The sequence below is a fragment of the Streptomyces sp. SPB162 genome (assembly GCF_029504575.1).
Taxonomy (GTDB): domain Bacteria; phylum Actinomycetota; class Actinomycetes; order Streptomycetales; family Streptomycetaceae; genus Actinacidiphila.
The window spans coordinates 5,339,320-5,356,788 of the sequence record NZ_JAQFII010000001.1; the positions used below are offsets into that span (position 1 = coordinate 5,339,320).

Below are 17,469 nucleotides of genomic sequence, written 5' to 3' on the forward strand. Positions count from 1 at the left end.
AGAACTGATGGCGGACGAGAAGCAGCTGGTCGACACGCTCAAGCGGGTCGCCGCTGACCTGCACGACGCCCGCCGGCGGCTGCGGGACGCGGAGGACAAGGAGCGCGAGCCGATCGCGATCATCGGCATGGCCTGCCGCTTCCCGGGCGGCGTCACCTCGCCCGAGCAGCTGTGGGATCTGCTCGCGGACGGTGCGGACGGCCTGACGCCGTTCCCCACCGACCGCGGCTGGAACCTCACCCAGTTCCAGGACAGCGAACGGGAGAAGGGCGGCGCCGCGGGTGACGGCGCCCCCGAGGGCGGCTTCCTCGCCGACGCCGCCGAGTTCGACGCCGAGTTCTTCGGGATCAGCCCCCGCGAGGCCCTCGCGATGGACCCGCAGCAGCGCGTGCTGCTGGAGACGTCGTGGGAGGCGCTGGAACGCGCCGGGATCGACCCGGTGGCGCTGTCCGGCACGCGGACGGCCGTCTTCACCGGCGTCAGCAGCTCCGACTACCTGCGCGGGCTGCAGAAGATGCCCGCCGAGGTCGCCGGCCACATGATGACCGGCGTCGCGGGCAGTGTCCTGTCCGGCCGCGTCTCGTACGCGCTGGGCCTCGAGGGCCCGGCCGTCACCATCGACACCGCCTGCTCGTCGGCCCTGGTCGCCCTGCACCTCGCGGGCCAGGCGCTGCGGGCGGGGGAGTGCACGCTGGCGCTGGCCGGCGGGGTGACGGTGATGGGCTCCGCCGGAACGTTCCTGGAGTTCAGCCGGGCGGACGGGCTGGCCGGTGACGGCCGCTGCAAGCCGTTCGCGGAGGCCGCGGACGGCACCGGTCTCTCGGAGGGCGTCGGCGTCCTGCTGCTCGAGAAACTGAGCGACGCCCGGCGCAACGGGCACCGGGTACTGGCCGTGGTCCGCGGCAGCGCCGTCAACCAGGACGGCGCGAGCAACGGCCTCACCGCGCCCAACGGCCCCTCCCAGCAGCGCGTCATCCGGCAGGCGCTGGCGAGCGCCCGGCTGTCGGCCGACCAGATCGACGCCGTCGAGGCGCACGGCACCGGCACCAGGCTCGGCGACCCCATCGAGGCGCAGGCGCTCATCGCCGCCTACGGCCAGGAGCGCCCGCAGGACCAGCCCCTGTGGTTGGGCTCCATCAAGTCCAACCTCGGGCACACCCAGGGGGCCGCGGGTGTCGCGGGCGTCATCAAGATGGTGCTCGCCCTGCACCACGAGGAGCTGCCGCGCACCCTGCACGTGGACGCCCCCAGCTCGCACGTCGACTGGTCGGCGGGCTCCGTGGAGCTGTTGACCGAACCCCGGCCGTGGCCGGCGGGGGAGCGGACCCGCCGTGCGGGCGTCTCGTCCTTCGGCATCAGCGGCACGAACGCGCATGTGATCGTGGAGGAGGCCCCGGCCGAGGACGCGGCGGACGAGGGCGCGGTCGATGGACTGCCCGCCGTGCCATGGCTGCTGTCCGCCCGCACCCCGGAGGCGCTGACCGCGCAGGCCCGGCGGCTGCACGAGCACCTGCGCGACGACTCCACCGCCGACCCCTCCGCCGTCGGCGCGGCCCTCGCCACGACGCGCTCCGCCTTCCCGTACCGGGCGGGTGTGGTGGCCGGGGACCGCGAAGGGCTGCTCACCGCGCTCGCGGCGCTGGCCGACGGCGAGACCGCCCCGGGAGTGTTGCGCGACGGCCCCGGATCGGGGCAGCTCGGCTTCCTGTTCACCGGCCAGGGCAGCCAGCGGGCCGGCATGGGACGGGAGCTGTACGCGGCCTTCCCGGTGTTCGCGGCGGCGCTCGACGAGGTCGCGGCGGCGTTCGACGCGCACCTGGACCGTCCGCTCAAGGACGTGCTGTTCTCGGACGACGGTGCACTCGACGCGACCGGCTACACCCAGCCCGCGCTGTTCGCCCTGGAGGTGGCGCTGTTCCGGCAGGTCGCCGCCTGGGGCATTCGGCCGCAGGTGCTGGCGGGGCACTCCATCGGTGAGTTGGCGGCGGCACACGTCGCGGGCGTCTGGTCGCTGTCGGACGCGGCGCTGCTGGTCGCGGCTCGCGGGCGGTTGATGCAGCAGTTGCCGTCCGGCGGTGCGATGGCGGCGATCCAGGCCACTGAGGCGGAAGTTCTGCCGCGGCTTACGGAGAGGGTGGGGATCGCAGCCGTCAACGGGCCCACATCCATCGTCGTCTCGGGCGAGGAGGACGCGGTCGGGCAGGTCGTCACGTACTTCGACGAGCTGGGCCGCAAGACCAAGCGCCTCACCGTCAGCCACGCCTTCCACTCCGTGCACATGGAGCCGATGCTCGAAGAGTTCGGCACCATCGCAGCCGGTCTGACGTACAACGCGCCCGCCATCCCCATCGTGTCGACCCTCACCGGCCGGGCCGCCGCCCCCGAGGAGCTGACCGACCCGGCGTACTGGGTCCGGCACGTCCGGGAGGCCGTGCGCTTCGCCGACGCCGTCGCGACACTGGAGCAGCGCGGCGTCACCGGGTTCCTGGAGCTGGGGCCCGACGCCGTGCTGAGCGCGATGGGTGCCGAGAGCGTGACGGACCCGGCCGCGTCGGTCCTGCTCCCCGCACTGCGCCGGGACCGCGACGAGGCCCGGACGCTGGTGGAGGCAGTCACCCGCCTGCACCTGCGCGGTGTCGGCGTCGACTGGCGGGCCTTCTTCGCGGGCCGCGCCGCCGCCGGTCTCGTGGACCTGCCGACGTACGCCTTCCAGCACCGCGGCTACTGGTTCACGTCCAACGCCCTGCCCAGCGGCGACGCCGTCGACTTCGGCCAGGACACGGCGGGCCACCCGCTGCTCGGCGCGGCCGTCGGCATCCCCGAGTCGGACGGGCTGCTGTTCACCGGGCGGCTGTCGCTCGCCACCCACCCGTGGCTGGCCGACCACGCCGTCAACGGCACGGTGATCGTCCCGGGTACCGCGCTCGTCGAGATCGCCGTGCACGCCGGAGACCTGGCGGGCTGCGGCACGCTGGAGGAGCTGACGCTGCACGCGCCGCTGGTCGTCCCCGCCACGGGCGCCGTCCAGGTGCGGGTGCGGGTGGAGGGCGGCGAGCAGCGGGCCGTGACGGTCTTCTCCCGGCCGGAAGGCGCGCCGGAGGGAACGGCCTGGACGCGGCACGCCGACGGGACGCTCACCGAGCACGCCCCCGCCGCCGGGTTCGATCTGGCGCAGTGGCCCCCGGCCGGCGCCGAGCCGGTCGCGGTGGACGACCTGTACGACGAGCTGGCCGGCCGCGGCCTGGAGTACGGCCCGGCTTTCCAGGGCCTGCGCGCCGCCTGGCTGCGCGGCGACGAGGTCTTCGCCGAGGTCGCGCTGCCGGAGAAGGAGGAGTCGCAGGCCGGGCTGTTCGGTCTGCACCCGGCCCTGCTGGACGCCGCCCTGCACGCGGTCGCGCTCGGCGGATCCCGCCTGCTGGGCGGCCCGGCCGACGCGGATCCCGACACCACATGGCTGCCCTTCGCCTGGTCCGACGTCACCCTGCACGCCACCGGCGCCAAGGCGCTGAGGGTACGGCTCGCCCCGGCGGCCACGCCCGGTGGCGTCTCGGTGCGGGTCGCGGACGCCGAGGGCGGCGCGGTCGCCTCGATCGCCGCGCTCACCCTGCGCCCGGTGTCGGGTGCCCAGCTGGGCACCCGGGACACGGCCGACGACCCGCTGTTCACCGTCGAGTGGAAGCGGATCACGCCCGGTGCCGCGGTCGAAGGACCCGCGCCGACGGTGCTGAGGGCACCGGCCGGTCGCTCAGCAGCCGACGCTGTCGCCGCCGTACTGACAGGGATGCAGGGCTGGCTGGCCGACGAGGAGAACGAGGACGGCCGGCTGCTCGTCCTGACCCGTGGCGCGGCGGCCGTGACCCCCGGCGAGGGCGTGACGGATCTGGGCCACGCGGCGGTGACCGGTCTCGTCCGGGCCGCCCAGGCCGAGAACCCGGGCCGCATCGTCCTGCTGGACAGCGACGACGACGCACTTCCGCAGGGGCTGCTCTCCGCCGGCGAGTCCGAACTCGCCCTTCGTGACGGCGTGCTGTGGTCGCCCCGCCTCGTCCGCGCGACCACCGAGGAGTCCGCCGACGCCCCCTGGCGCTCCGACGGCACCGTACTGATCACCGGCGGCACCGGCGGTCTGGGCGCGCTCGTCGCCCGGCACCTGGTCACCGCCCGGGGCGTGCGGAAGCTGCTGCTGGTCAGCCGGCGCGGCCCGGAGGCGCCCGGTGCGGACGCCCTGACCGCGGAACTGGAGGCGGCCGGGGCCGCGGTGACCGTCGTGGCCTGCGACGTCGCGAACCGCGACAGCCTGGCCGTACTGCTGACGGGTGTCCGGCTCAGCGCGGTCGTGCACACCGCCGGCATCGTGGACGACGGCGTCATCGGCAAGCTGACCCCCGCCCGCGTCGCGTCCGTCCTCGGCCCGAAGGCCGACGCCGCCGGCCATCTCCACGCGCTGACCGCGCACCTGGACCTGGACGCGTTCGTGCTGTTCTCCTCCGCGGCCGGGGTCTTCGGCGGCGCCGGGCAGGGCAACTACGCGGCCGCCAACACCTACCTCGACGGCCTGGCCGCCCAGCGCCGGGCCGCGGGACTGCCCGGCACCGCGCTCGCCTGGGGCCTGTGGGACCCGGCGACCGGCGGCATGGGCTCGGCCCTGACCTTGGCCGACGTCGAGCGGATGGCGCGCGGCGGAATCCTGGCCCTCGGCCGGGAACAGGGCCTCGCGCTCTTCGACACGGCGGTCGCCGCGGACCGGGCGCTCCTGGTGCCGGTCGGCCTGGACACCCGTGCCCTGGGCCGCGCGATGAGCGGTGAGGTGCCCGGCATGTTCCGGTCGCTGGTGCGCGGGCCGGTACGGCGCGCGGCATCCGGCGCGGGCTCGGGCGCGGCGGACGGCGGCCTCACCGCGCGGCTGGCGGCACTGCCGTCCTCCGAAAGGCCGCAGCTGGTGTTGGGGCTGGTCCGCAAGCAGGTCGCGAACGTCCTCGGCTTCGCCGCCGACCAGCCGGTCGAGGCGGAGAAGCCGTTCAAGGACTTCGGCTTCGACTCGCTGACCGCGGTGGAGTTCCGCAACCGGCTCGTCGTCGAGACCGGGGTGCGGCTGCCCGCGACGCTCGTCTTCGACTACCCGACGCCGCTGGAGCTGGCCGACCACCTGCTGCAGGCACTGGCCCCGGCGGACGACGACCCCGCGCAGGCGCTGCTCGCGAGCCTGGAGCAGCTCGAACCGCTGCTGAACACCGACGGGTTGGACAAGCTGACCCGCTCCAAGGTCACCGTGCGCCTCCAGGCGCTGATGTCCCGCTGGCACGACGCGGCAGCGCCCGCGCCCGCCGGTCGGGACGAGGCGGCGACCGTCGACGAGGCCTCGGACGACGAGTTGTTCGCCCTGCTCGACGGCGAGATCGGCTCCGACTGACCCCGTCCCCTCCGCTCGCCCGCTCGCCTTCCTCCAAGGAGCTGGAACACGCATGACCACGGACACGGAACAGAAGCTCCGCGACTACCTGAAGCGGGCGACCACCGATCTCCTCCAGGCCCGCCGCCGGATCCAGGACCTGGAGGACAGGACCCGCGAACCCGTCGCCATCGTCGGCATGAGCTGCCGCTACCCGGGCGGGGTCACCTCGCCCGAGGAGCTGTGGGAACTGCTGGCGGCCGGTGGCGACGGTGCCGGCGGCTTCCCGACCGACCGGGGCTGGGACGTCGAGAACCTCTACGACCCCGACCCGAACGCGCTGGGCAAGAGTTACGCCAAGGAGGGCGGCTTCCTGGGCGCGGCCGGGGACTTCGACGCCGCCTTCTTCGGCATCAGCCCGCGTGAGGCGCTGGCGATGGACCCGCAGCAGCGGCTGCTGCTCGAAGCGTCCTGGGAGGCGTTCGAGCACGCCGGAATCGACCCGGCGACCGTCCGCGGCACCCGGACCGGCGTCTACGCGGGCGTCATGTACCACGACTACGGCTCGGACCGGGCGTCCATCCCGGACGGCGTCGAGGGCTTCCTCGGCACCGGCACGGCCGGCAGCGTGCTGTCCGGGCGCGTCTCGTACGCGCTGGGGCTGCAGGGCCCGGCCGTCACCGTCGACACCGCCTGCTCGTCGTCGCTGGTGACCCTGCACCTGGCGATGCAGGCGCTGCGCAACGGTGAGTGCGGGCTCGCGCTGGCCGGCGGCGTCACCGTCATGGCCACCCCCGACACGTTCATCGACTTCAGCCGGCAGCGCGGGTTGGCCCCCGACGGCCGCTGCAAGCCGTTCGCGAAGGCCGCCGACGGCACCGGCTGGGGCGAGGGCGTCGGCGTGCTGCTCCTGGAGCGGCTCTCCGACGCGCGGCGCAACGGCCACCCCGTCCTCGCCCTTGTGCGCGGCAGCTCCATCAACCAGGACGGCGCCAGCAACGGCCTCACCGCCCCCAGCGGCCCGTCCCAGCAGCAGGTGATCCTGGAGGCGCTGGCCGCCGCCGGGCTGAGCACCGGCGACATCGACGCCGTCGAGGCGCACGGCACCGGCACCGTCCTGGGCGACCCGATCGAGGCACAGGCGCTCATCGCGACCTACGGCCAGGACCGGCCGGCGGACCAGCCGCTGTGGCTGGGCTCCGTGAAGTCCAACCTCGGGCACACCCAGGCCGCCGCGGGCGCCGCCGGCGTCATCAAGATGGTGATGGCGCTGCGGCACGCGGTGCTGCCCAAGTCGCTGCACATCGACGAGGCCAGCCCGCACGTCGACTGGTCGGCGGGCGCCGTCGAACTGCTCGCCGAGGCCCGCGCCTGGCCCGACAGCGGCCGGCCGCGCCGGGCCGCGGTGTCCGCGTTCGGCATCAGCGGGACCAACGCCCACGTCGTCCTGGAGCAGGCACCGCAGGACGAACCGGCTTCGAGCGTCGCGACAGGAGAAACCCGTCCGCTGCCCTGGCTGCTCTCCGCCAAGGGCGCCGCCGGACTGCGCGCCCAGGCGGCCCGGCTGCACACGTGGGCGACCGCCCGCCCGGAGCTGTCGGCCGCCGACATCGGCCTGTCCCTGGCCACCACCCGCACGCAGCTCGGCCACCGGGCGGCGGTCGTCGCCGACAGCCGGGCCGAGCTGCTGGCGGCGCTGGAAGGGCTCGCGGCGGGCGGTCAGGGCCCGGGCGTGGTCCAGGAGACCCAGGGGAACGGCCGCACCGCCTTCCTCTTCACGGGGCAGGGCAGCCAGAAGCCGCGGATGGGCCGCGAACTCCACGCCGCACAGCCGGTTTTCGCGCAGGCACTGGACGCCGCGTGCGCCGCACTCGACCCGCACCTCGAAGAATCCCTCCAGCAGGTGCTGTTCGCCGAACCGGGCAGCGACCAGGCGGCGCTGCTGGACACGACCGGCTACGCACAGCCCGCGCTCTTCGCCCTGGAGGTGGCCCTCTACCGGCTGCTGGAGTCCTGGGGGGTGCGGCCCGACCTGCTCGCCGGGCACTCGATCGGCGAACTGGCCGCCGCCCATGTCGCGGGCCTCTGGTCGCTGGACGACGCGGCGGCGCTCGTGGCCGCCCGCGGCCGGCTGATGCAGGCGCTCCCGGCGGGCGGCGCCATGGCGGCCCTCCAGGCCACCGAGGCCGAGGTGCTGCCGCAGCTTACGGAAGGGGTCGGGATCGCGGCCGTCAACGGGCCGCAGTCCGTCGTGGTCTCCGGCGACGAGGCCGCGGTCGAGGCGGTGGCCGGGCACTTCCGTGACCTGGGCCGCAAGACCAAGGGCCTCACCGTCAGCCACGCCTTCCACTCCGCGCTGATGGAGCCGATGCTCGACGGGTTCCGGCGGGTGGCCGCAGGTCTGACGTACGCGGACCCGACGATCGCGATCGTGTCGTCCCTCACCGGCAAAGCCGTCACCGCGCAGGAGCTGCGCAGCCCCGACTACTGGGTGCGGCACGTCCGCGAGGCGGTGCGCTTCGCCGACGCGGTGGGGAGCCTGGAGGCCGAGGGCGCCACCACGTTCGTCGAACTGGGCCCGGACGCGGTCCTGTCCGCGCTGGTCCGCGACTGCCTGACCGCGCCCGCGACCGCCGCGGTGCTCCCCGTGCTGCGCAGGGACCGCACCGAGCCGCACGCGGCCACCGAGGCCGCCGCACGGCTGCGGATGCGCGGTGCCCCCGTGGACTGGGCCGCGCTCTTCGACGGCACCGGCGCACGCCGTGTCCCGCTGCCCACGTATGCCTTCCAGCACCACCACTACTGGCTGGCGGCCGCGGGCCGCGCCTCGGCAGGACCGGGCGCGGCGAGCAACCCGGTGGACGTTCCCGACGTCGTCGAGCGGGAACCGGCCGACGACCCGCTGGAGTTCCAGCGGCGGCTGCGCGCCGCCGACGGGCCCACCCGTGCGGCGCTCCTGCTGGACCTGGTGCGTACGGTCACCGCCTCCGTCCTCGGCCACGCGTCCGCGGAGGAGGTCGAGGCCGACAGCGAGTTCATCGACCTCGGCTTCTCCTCACTGCTCGCCGTGGAGTTCCGCGACCGGATCGGCGCGGCGGTCGGCGCCCGGCTGTCCGCCGCCGTGATCTACGAGTACGAGACGCCCGACGAGCTGGCCGAGTACCTGCTGGAGATCGTGGATGCGGCCCCGGCGCCGGTCGCGGCGGGTGCGCCGAACGAGTAGGGGGCGCTAGGGGTTCCGCTAGGGGATCTCAGTGCAATTACCCGCTTCTAGCATCGGAAGCACTCCCCAATGCGGGTGCACGGGACAGCAGGGAACGGAAGGGGCGGTTGGTGGAGAAATCCGATGCATGGTGGGAAATCGGCGGCAAGGGCCCAGGAGACCTGGTCCTCGCCGTCGACTTCACGGCCACCGGGCGACCCGATGCGCGATTCGCCGACATCGTCGGCCTCACCGCCACCAGCCACCCGGTCTGGGAGACGATGCCGCAGGCCATCGCCACCGACATCGGCCCGTCGGGCGAGGAGTACCTCGACCGCTGGTTCGATGACGTCCGCGCGAGCGGCCGGCCGGTCGGTGCCGTACTCGGCTTCTGCGCCGGAGCGGTGTACGCCGCCGCCCTGGCCGGCCGGATAGCGCAGTGGCAGGAACGAGCCCCCCGGCTCATCCTGTTCGACCCGGAGCTGGCCAACGCGTTCGGCCTGCTCTGGCAGTTCCACAAGTCCGTCGAACTCTTCGCGGGGATCATCGGTGCCGAACCCGTCGCCGAGGCCCAGGAGACCGCCCGGCAGGCGCTGGAGGCCGACCCCGAGAACCTCGGGCACATCGGCCCGGTGCTCGTCGGGCTCTTCCGGCAGATCAGCGAAGCCGCCTTCGACGAGATCGAGCTGGAACCCGAGAGCAGGACCGAGTTCACCGAGTCCTTCACCTCCTTCGTCGCCTACGTCGTCGCGGCCGGCCAGCTCAACTCCTCGGCCGCCACCGCGTGGACCGACGCCGTCGCCTTCAGCTCCGGAAGCCCGCTCAGCGGACTCAACCGGCTGCGTTCCACCGACCCGGACGGCGCGGCCGGAACCGTGGCCCGTGAACTCCGGTTCGACTGCGATCACACCGACCTGCTGCGTGACGAAGGCGCCGCCACGGCGCTGGCCGAGCTGCTGACCGCACAGGACCTCTCCCGACAGATCCGGATGTGACATGAAGACCACAGAGAAGACCACCGCCGCCCGGGCAGAGGGGACCGTTCCGGCGGCGGAACCACCGGCGCCGGTCCTCGTAGCGGCCGACATTCCCACCGAAGTGAAGGCCGGGGTCGAGCCGGCCATCCGCGTCACCGGACTGCGCAAGGTCTACGGCGAGGTCCAGGCGGTCAAGGGCATCGACCTGACCATCGCCCCCGGCGAGGTCGTCGCGCTGCTCGGCCCCAACGGCGCGGGCAAGTCCACCACCATCGACATGGTCCTCGGCCTGTCCCACCCCACCTCGGGCGAGATCAGCATCTTCGGCCGGGCCCCCTACCTCGCGGTACGGGAAGGACTGGTCAGCGCCGTCCTCCAGGAGGGCTCGCTGATCGACGACATCTCCGTCCGCGAGACGCTGGAGATGATCTCCTCCCTCTACAAGAAGCCGCTGCCCCTCGACGAGGTGCTGCGCCGCGCCAACATCGAGGACATCGTCGACCGTCGCGGCACCAAGCTCTCCGGCGGCCAGCGCCAGCGCGCCCGCTTCGCCTGCGCGCTGATCGGCAACCCGCAGCTCCTGGTGCTCGACGAGCCGACGTCCGCGATGGACGTCGGCAGCCGGCGCAAGTTCTGGGAGTCCATGCGGAAGTTCACCGACACCGGCCGCACCGTGGTCTTCGCGACCCACTACCTGGACGAGGCCGAGGAGTTCGCCGACCGCGTCGTCCTCATGCGCGGTGGCGAGATCGCCGCCGACGGCACCGTCGCCAAGATCCGTGCCCTCACCGCGGGCCGCGTGCTGCGCGCCTCGGTCCCCGACGCGAAGGAGGCGGACCTGCGCGCACTGCCCGGCGTGACCGCCGCCGCGCTGCGCCTGGGCCGTGTCGAACTGCACTGCGAGGACTCCGACAAGAGCCTGCGCGCCCTGCTCACCACCTACCCCGACGCGTACGACATCGAGATCAGCGCCAGCGGCCTGGAAGAGGCGTTCCTCTCGCTGACCGCCGCCGACGAGACGGACGTGCAGGAGGACGCCGCATGACCGGCTACCTGTCCATCGAGATCAAGCGGATGCTCCGCGGCCCGCGCTTCATCATCTTCGCGATCGTGCTGCCCGTGGGCCTCTACCTCATGGAGTGCATGCTCTACAAGAACCAGGTGATCCCGCACTCCAACGGCATCACGTACAGCGCCTGGCTGATGTGCAGCCTCGCCGCGTACAGCGCCTTCACCTCCTCCATGCACACCAGCGCGAGGGTCGCCCACGAGCGCTCCATCGGCTGGCACCGCCAGCTGCGGCTCACCCCGCTGCTGCCGCGCAACTACCTGCTGTCGAAGATCGTCGTCAGCATGATCGTGGCACTGCCGGGCCCGCTCTTCGTGGCCCTCGCGGGCGCCACCCTCCAGGACGTGCACCTCTCCGTCGCCGGCTGGCTGCAGATCACCCTGGGCATCTGGATCGCCGCGCTGCCGTGCGCGGTGCTCGGCCTGGTCATCGGCTTGTACGTGGCCGTCGAGCAGCAGCAGATGTACCTCCAGGGGCTCGTGCTGCTCTTCGGGTTCCTCGGCGGCCTGCTCCTGCCGACCACGGGATTCCCGGGCTGGCTGACCGCGGTCGTCAAGACCCTGCCGAGCTACTGGCTCGCCGACATCGGCCACGGTGCCCTGCTGCACGGCACCCGCACCCTCGTCGCCGCGCTGGTGCTCGCCGGCTGGACGGTCGTCCTGTCCGGGGCGGTCATCCTCAACTCCCGCCGTGAGGCCGCCAGGGCCTGACCGTCGCCCGGCCGCCGGCACCGGCGCCGCCAGCGGGGAACCCTCCCGCCGGCGGCGCCGATGTCGTTCCGCTCTCCCTATCGCCGAGCCGAGACGTGAGGTACCCCACGATGTTCCCCCGCCCCCACCCAGAAGGGCACCGCCCCCTTCCGCGGCCACCGCACCTGGTTCCGGGTCACCGGCGACCTGCACACCGGGCGCACCCCGCTCGTCATCGCCCACGGCGGTCCGGGCTCCACCCACGACTACCTGCTGCGGATGACCGAACTCGCCGCCTCCACCGGCCGGCCGGTGATCCACTACGACCAGATCGGCAACGGCGGCTCCACCCGGCTGCCCGACCGCGGCGCCGACTTCTGGACCGTCGACCTCTTCCTCGCCGAGCTGGACAACCTTCTCGCCCACCTCGACATCGCCGACGACTACCTGCTGTTCGGCCAGTCCTGGGGCGGCATGCTGGGCGCGGAACACGCCGTCCGCCGCCCCGCCGGGCTGCGCGGCCTCGTCATCGCCAACTCCCCGGCCTCCATGCCGCTGTGGCGGGAGGCGTGCGAAGGGCTCAAGGACGCGATGCCGCCGCTGCACCGCGACGCCCTGCGCCGCCACGAGGCCACCGAGGCGTTCGACCACCCGGAGTACCAGCGCTCCGTGTACGCCTTCTACCAGCGGCACGTCTGCCGGGCGAACCCGCTGCCGCGCGAGGTCGCCGCCACCCTCCTGGAACTGCAGAGCGACCCCACGGTCTACGGCACCATGAACGGCCCCAACGACTTCCACGTCATCGGGACCCTGAAGGACTGGACGGTCATCGACCGGCTCCCGGCCGTCACCGTTCCGACCCTGATCATCTCGGGCGCGTACGACGAGGCCACCCCGGCGACCATCCAGCCGTTCCTCGACCACATCCCCGGCGCCCGCTGGGAGCTCTTCGAGCAGTCCAGCCACATGCCGCACGTGGAGGAGCCGGAGCGCTTCGACACCGTCATGAAGGCCTGGCTGGCGGAGGTCGGCTGACCGCTGCAACGGCTGAGGGGCTCGTACTGGTCCAACCAGTACGAGCCCCCTTTTCCTGTCCGCCGCGTCGGTTACGCCTTCTTGCTCGAGATGTAGGCGCTGAGCTTCTCGGGGGTCGGGTGCGCGAAGAGGTCGGCCAGCCGGATCTTCACCTGGATACCGGTGGTGCGCTTGACGCGCTGCAGCAGCTGGACGGCGAGCAGCGAGTGGCCGCCGCTGGTGAAGAAGCCGGAGTCCGCGTCCAGGTCCTCGCGCTGCAGGAACTGCTTCCACAGCGCGATCAGCGCGCGCGTCAGCTCGGTGGTGTCCACCGGCTCAGGGGTGGGCCCGGTACGCAGCAGCTCCTCGGCGCGCAGCCGCAGGCCCTGCAGGTCAGGGGCACCGTTCACGGTCGGAAGCCCCTCGGTGACGATGATCCGGGCCGGCTCCGCCGGGCCGGGAAGGTCGGTGCGCACCTGCTTCCGGAGCTGATCCAGCAGGTCCGGACCGGCCCCGGCGTCGCCCGCGGTGGCGACGAACGCCACGAGGACACCGCCCACGGCGACCGTGACGGCTGCGTCGACGGCGGGGTGCGCGAGCAGCGCGGCGTCGACCTCCTCCAGGCCGAAGGCCAGTCCCTGCACGGTCACCCGGCGGTCGAGCCGCCCGAGGATCTCGATCCGGCCGTCGGGGAGCCAGCGGGCCACGTCTCCCGTGCGCGTGATGACGTCGTCGGCGAGGCAGAGCTCCCCGCGGACGCCCACCGGCAGTTCCGTACCGTCGGGGGCGGCCACGAAGGCCCGGGTCAGAGACGAGGGGTCGGCCTTGGCGGCGAGCTTCGGGTAGCCGGAGAAGGGCGCGACGGACGGGCCGAGGAGAGCCTCGGGCAGGCCGTCGCGGTGGCCGGCCAGGACGGCAGCGTGGTCGGCCGGGCTCCAGCCCGAGACCTCGCCGATCGGCCGGTCCAGCTGGTCGCCGAGGGCGCACAGCAGGGCGTCGTAGCGGGCGAGCAGCAAGGTCACCTCGGCCGGGGAGAAGACCTGGGTACGGAACACGGCGCGGATCGTGGTCTTCGCCGCCGCCGGCTCCGGCATGAAGAAGAACTCGAGGTCGAACTTGCTGAATCCGTTCTCGACCCCGCGGATTTTCGCCGGGTGCCCCGCCACCTCGAACGTCCCGGAGGTGCCGCCCGGAACGTAGTTGAAGAGGTGGTTGAAGAGCGAGTTCCGCCAGGAGGAGGAGTCGCCGTCCCGCACCTCGTCCAGTACGGACTCGGCGGTCACCCCCGGCTCGCCGAGGCTCTCCAGGAAGACGGCGCGGGCCCGGTTCACCAGCCGCTTGAACGGCTTGGCCGGGTCCATCCGCACCCGCAGCGGCAGCACGTTCACGTGGTACCCGATGGCACCCTCGTGGCCGGGCGGCCGCACGCTGACGGGCGAGCCGACGACGATGTCCGAACCGGCACCGTGTTGGGCGAGCAGCAGGTAGTAGGCGGCCAGCAGGATCACGGCCTCCGGCGCGCGCAGCTCGCGCTGCAGGCGGGCCACGACGGCGAGGGCGTCGTCGGAGAGCAGGTACTGCAGGGTGTCGCCCGCCAGGTTCGGGGTGGCCGAGGCCGGATTCCCGTACCAGAGGCCGTCGTCCGCGCCCCGGAACCCGCGCAGCTGGTCGCGCCAGAAGTCGACGCTCTCCTCGGACGGCTCCGTCTCGACGACCGCGGCGACGGGCGTGGTGGAGTACGCGTCGGGCGCCTGGTAGGCGCTGATGAGTTCACCGAGCAGGGTGACGGTCGACATCGCGTCGAAGACGAGGTGGTGGAGGGCGACGCTCACCACGTCACCGGCGCCACCCGACCGCCGGAAGCGCGCCGCCCGGACGAGCGGACTCCCGTCCAGGGCGAACGGCTCCGCCACAAACGCCTCGACGGCGGCCTGGACACCGTCCTCGGTGACGTCGATCGGGGTGACGTCGATCGAGGTGATCGCGTCGGCCGCCAGCACCTCCTTCGCGAGATCGGTCTCGGAGGTGCGGAAGACGGTGCGCAGGATGTCGTACTTGCGCACCACCAGGGTCAGCGCGCGGGACAGCGCCGCCGCGTCGGTCTCACCGGCCACGTCGAAGGTCAGGGACAGGTTGTTGACGCCCGATCCCGGTACCAGCCGCTCCAGCAGCCAAAGGTCCGTCTCCTTACGGGTGGCCGCTGTCCTCGCGGGGTCCTGAACAACCATGTCGGATCTCTCCTCAAACGGGTCATGCGGGGATACGTCGGCGACGGCGTCGGCCGGGTCGGTGAGCTGTTCAGTCAAGGTGCTCGAACTCGTTGTCGAGGATGTCGAAGAGCTGGTCCGCGTCGGCCGAGGCCAGTTCCGCCTCGTCCTCCGCGGCGGACGCCGCAGCCTCCGCGGCTCCGGCCCGCAGCGCGGTCCAGCGGGCCACCAGGGCCCGCAGACTGTCGGTGACGCGGGTGTGGTCCGTGGCGTCGACGTCGCCGTTGTCGGTCGTGGTGACCAGCCGGTCCTCCAGGTCCGCGAGTTCGGCCTCCAGGGCCCGCAGCGCCGCCGGGCCCGACGGCGTGGGCGCCAGCTGCTCGCGGATGTACTCGGCGAGGGCCTCGGAGGTCGGGTAGTCGAAGATCAGCGTCGCGGGCAGGCGCAGCCCGGTCGCCGGCGTGAGCCGGTTGCGGAACTCGACGGCGGCGAGCGAGTCGAAGCCCAGCGCACCGAAGCCACGCGCCGGATCGACGGCGTCCACGCCCGAGTGCCCGAGCACGGCCGCCACTTCGGTTCGCACGAGATCCAGCACGGCCGGGGTGCGCTCGGCCGGCGGCAACTTGAGCAGCCGGTCCTTCAGGCTCTCCGGGGCCGCGGCCCCGGCAGCGGAGAGTACGGTGCCGCGCCGCGCCACGGGCGCCCTGACGAGCCCCCGCAGGATGGCCGGCAGACCCTGGCTGCCCGCCCGCGCCTCCAGCGCCGCCGTGGAGAAGGGCACCGGCAGCAGATGCGCCCTCCCGGTGAGCAGCGCCGCGTCGAACAGCCCGAGACCCGCTTCGCGTCCCAGCGCCGGCGCGCCGCCGCGCGCCACCCTGTCGACGTCCGCCTGCGTCAGATCCGCTCCCATGCCACCCGACTCGGGGGCCCACAGGCCCCAGGCGAGCGAGGTCGCGGCGAGGTTGTGGGTACGGCGGTGGGCGGCGAGCGCGTCGAGGTAGGCGTTGGCGGCCGCGTAGTTGGCCTGCCCGGTGCCGTCGAAGGTGGCGGCCGTCGACGAGAAGAGCACGAACGCGTCGAGGGCGAGGTGCGCCGTCAGCTCGTGCAGATGACGCGCGGCCTCGGCCTTGGGACCGAAGACCGCGCCCACCTGGTCGGGCGTGAGGGACTCGACGGTCCCGTCGTCCACGATGCCGGCCGCGTGGATCACGGCGCTGAGCGGCACGTCGTTCAGGAGTGCCGCGAGGGCGTCCCGGTTGGAGACGTCGCAGGCGGCGATGGTGACGGTGGCGCCCGCCGCGGTGAGTTCCGCGGTGAGTTCGGCGGCTCCGGGGGCGTTGTGGCCGCGCCTGCTGGTGAGCAGGAGGTCGCGGACGCCGTGTTCGGTGACCAGGTGGCGGGCGGTGAGCGCGCCCAGGCCGCTCGTGCCGCCGGTGATCAGCACGGTGCCGTTGGTGCGCCAGGGGGTCGCCTCGGCGGGCGGCGTCGCGCGGGTCAGGCGCGGTGCGTACAACTGGGAGTTGCGGACGGCGAGTTCCGGCTCGTCGGCGGCGAGGACGGCCGCAGGTATCTGACCGGTGCCGGCGTCCGCGTCGGTGTCGACCAGGACGATCCGATCCGGATGCTCCGCCTGCGCGGCCCTGACGAGCCCGTGCACGGCGGCCTGCGCGAGGTCGGTGACGTCCTCCCCGGGCAGCGCGGCGACGGCGCCCCGGGTGACGACGACCAGCCGGCCGTCGGCGGAGTTGGCGGAACCTTCGTCGGCCAGCCATCCCTGCAGCTGGGCGAGGACATCGACGACCGTGGAGCGGGCATCGGCCCCCGACACGACGCGCAGCAGCACGCTCTCGTCGACGGCTTCCGAGCCCTCGGCGGCCCGATCCGCGGCCACCGCCGACCACTGGATCTCGTACAGATCCCGGGCCAGGGCGGCCTGCGCCGACGCCGTGGTGTCCACCGGACGCAGGGCGAGCATGCCGACGGAGGCGACCGGAGCACCCTGCTGATCGGCCAGGTGCAGCGCGTAGCCGGAGCCCGCCGGAGTGATCCTTACGCGGAGCGCGGTGGCGCCGGTGGCGTAGAGGGTGACGTCGGACCAGGCGAACGGCAGCTCGGCGACTCCGCTGTCGGCCCCGGAGAACCCGATGCCGTGCAACGCGGCGTCGAGCAGCGCCGGATGCAGCCCGAACCCGTCCGTGTCGGTCCCCTCCGGCAGCGCGACCTCGGCGAAGACCTCGTCCCCGAGCTTCCACGCGGCCCGCAGCCCCTGGAAGACCGGTCCGTACTCCAGGCCGCTCGCGGCCATCGTCGCGTAGAGGCTGTCGACCGCCACGGCATCGGCTCCGGCCGGCGGCCACTGGACCAGATCGAAGCCGGGCTCGACGACGTCGGAGGTGAGCAGCCCGTCCGCGTGCCGCGCCCAGGGCTCGTCCTCGGCCGCCCCTTCGGGGCGCGAGAACACCGACAGCGTCCGCTCCTCTCCTGCCCCGCCGATGCTGACCCGCAGATGGAGGGCACCGGTCCGCGGCACGACGACCGGGGCGGAGAGGGTGAGCTCCTGGAGGTTGCCGGAGCGGGTGTGGTCGCCGGTGTGGATGGCGAGGTCGGCGAGCGCGGCGCCGGGGACGATGACGGTGCCGTTGACGGCGTGGTCCGCGAGCCACGGGTGGGTGGCGAGGCTGAGGCGGCCGGTGAAGAGCAGTCCGTCGGTGTCGGGGAGAGCGATGGCGGCGGTGAGCAGTGGGTGAGTGGTGCTGCCCTGGCCGAGGCCGGAGGGGTCGCCGGTGGAGAGGGTGCTGTCGGCGAGCCAGTAGTGCTGGTGCTGGAAGGCGTAGGTGGGGAGGTCGACGGGGGTGTGGGTGGTGCCGAAGAGGGCGGGCCAGTTGACGGGGGTGCCTCGGGTGTGCAGCCGGACCAGGGGCT

General features: G+C 73.4%; 7 protein-coding genes and 1 pseudogene. 6 read left to right on the forward strand and 2 right to left on the reverse strand.

What is annotated here, in order from left to right; translation table 11 throughout:
• The first annotated feature begins 7 nt into the window (after positions 1-7).
• The 6 genes and pseudogenes from M2266_RS24370 to M2266_RS24395 all read left to right on the forward strand — a co-directional run.
• On the forward strand, positions 8-5,410 hold the full coding sequence (locus M2266_RS24370) for a type I polyketide synthase (protein ID WP_277440108.1): 5,403 nt from the start codon (positions 8-10) through the stop codon (positions 5,408-5,410).
• A 52-nt stretch (positions 5,411-5,462) separates the two neighbouring features.
• Entirely contained in the window at positions 5,463-8,612 is a 3,150-nt protein-coding gene (locus tag M2266_RS24375; protein ID WP_277440109.1) for a type I polyketide synthase, read from the forward strand.
• 110 nt (positions 8,613-8,722) lie between these two features.
• Complete coding sequence (locus tag M2266_RS24380) at positions 8,723-9,586, forward strand: hypothetical protein (RefSeq protein WP_277440110.1); 864 nt, start codon at positions 8,723-8,725, stop codon at positions 9,584-9,586.
• Between the two features lies 1 nt (position 9,587).
• Positions 9,588-10,613, forward strand: a complete 1,026-nt coding sequence (locus M2266_RS24385; protein ID WP_277440111.1) for an ABC transporter ATP-binding protein — start codon at positions 9,588-9,590, stop codon at positions 10,611-10,613.
• Positions 10,610-11,347 (forward strand): ABC transporter permease, encoded by a 738-nt coding sequence (locus tag M2266_RS24390; protein WP_138357912.1) that lies wholly within the window; start codon positions 10,610-10,612, stop codon positions 11,345-11,347. The genes M2266_RS24385 and M2266_RS24390 overlap by 4 nt, the downstream gene beginning before the upstream one ends.
• 117 nt (positions 11,348-11,464) lie before the next feature.
• Positions 11,465-12,361: pseudogene (locus M2266_RS24395) on the forward strand (proline iminopeptidase-family hydrolase); the annotation flags it as partial.
• Between the two features lie 71 nt (positions 12,362-12,432).
• On the opposite strand, the gene M2266_RS24400 reads toward M2266_RS24395, so the two are convergent.
• Positions 12,433-14,568, reverse strand: a complete 2,136-nt coding sequence (locus M2266_RS24400; RefSeq protein ID WP_277440112.1) for a condensation domain-containing protein — start codon at positions 14,566-14,568, stop codon at positions 12,433-12,435.
• Positions 14,569-14,638: 70 nt separating this feature from the next.
• Positions 14,639-17,464 carry an SDR family NAD(P)-dependent oxidoreductase gene (locus M2266_RS24405; RefSeq protein WP_346780959.1) on the reverse strand — a complete coding sequence of 942 codons (2,826 nt, stop codon included), beginning with the start codon at positions 17,462-17,464 and terminating at the stop codon, positions 14,639-14,641.
• Between the last annotated feature and the right edge of the window lie 5 nt (positions 17,465-17,469).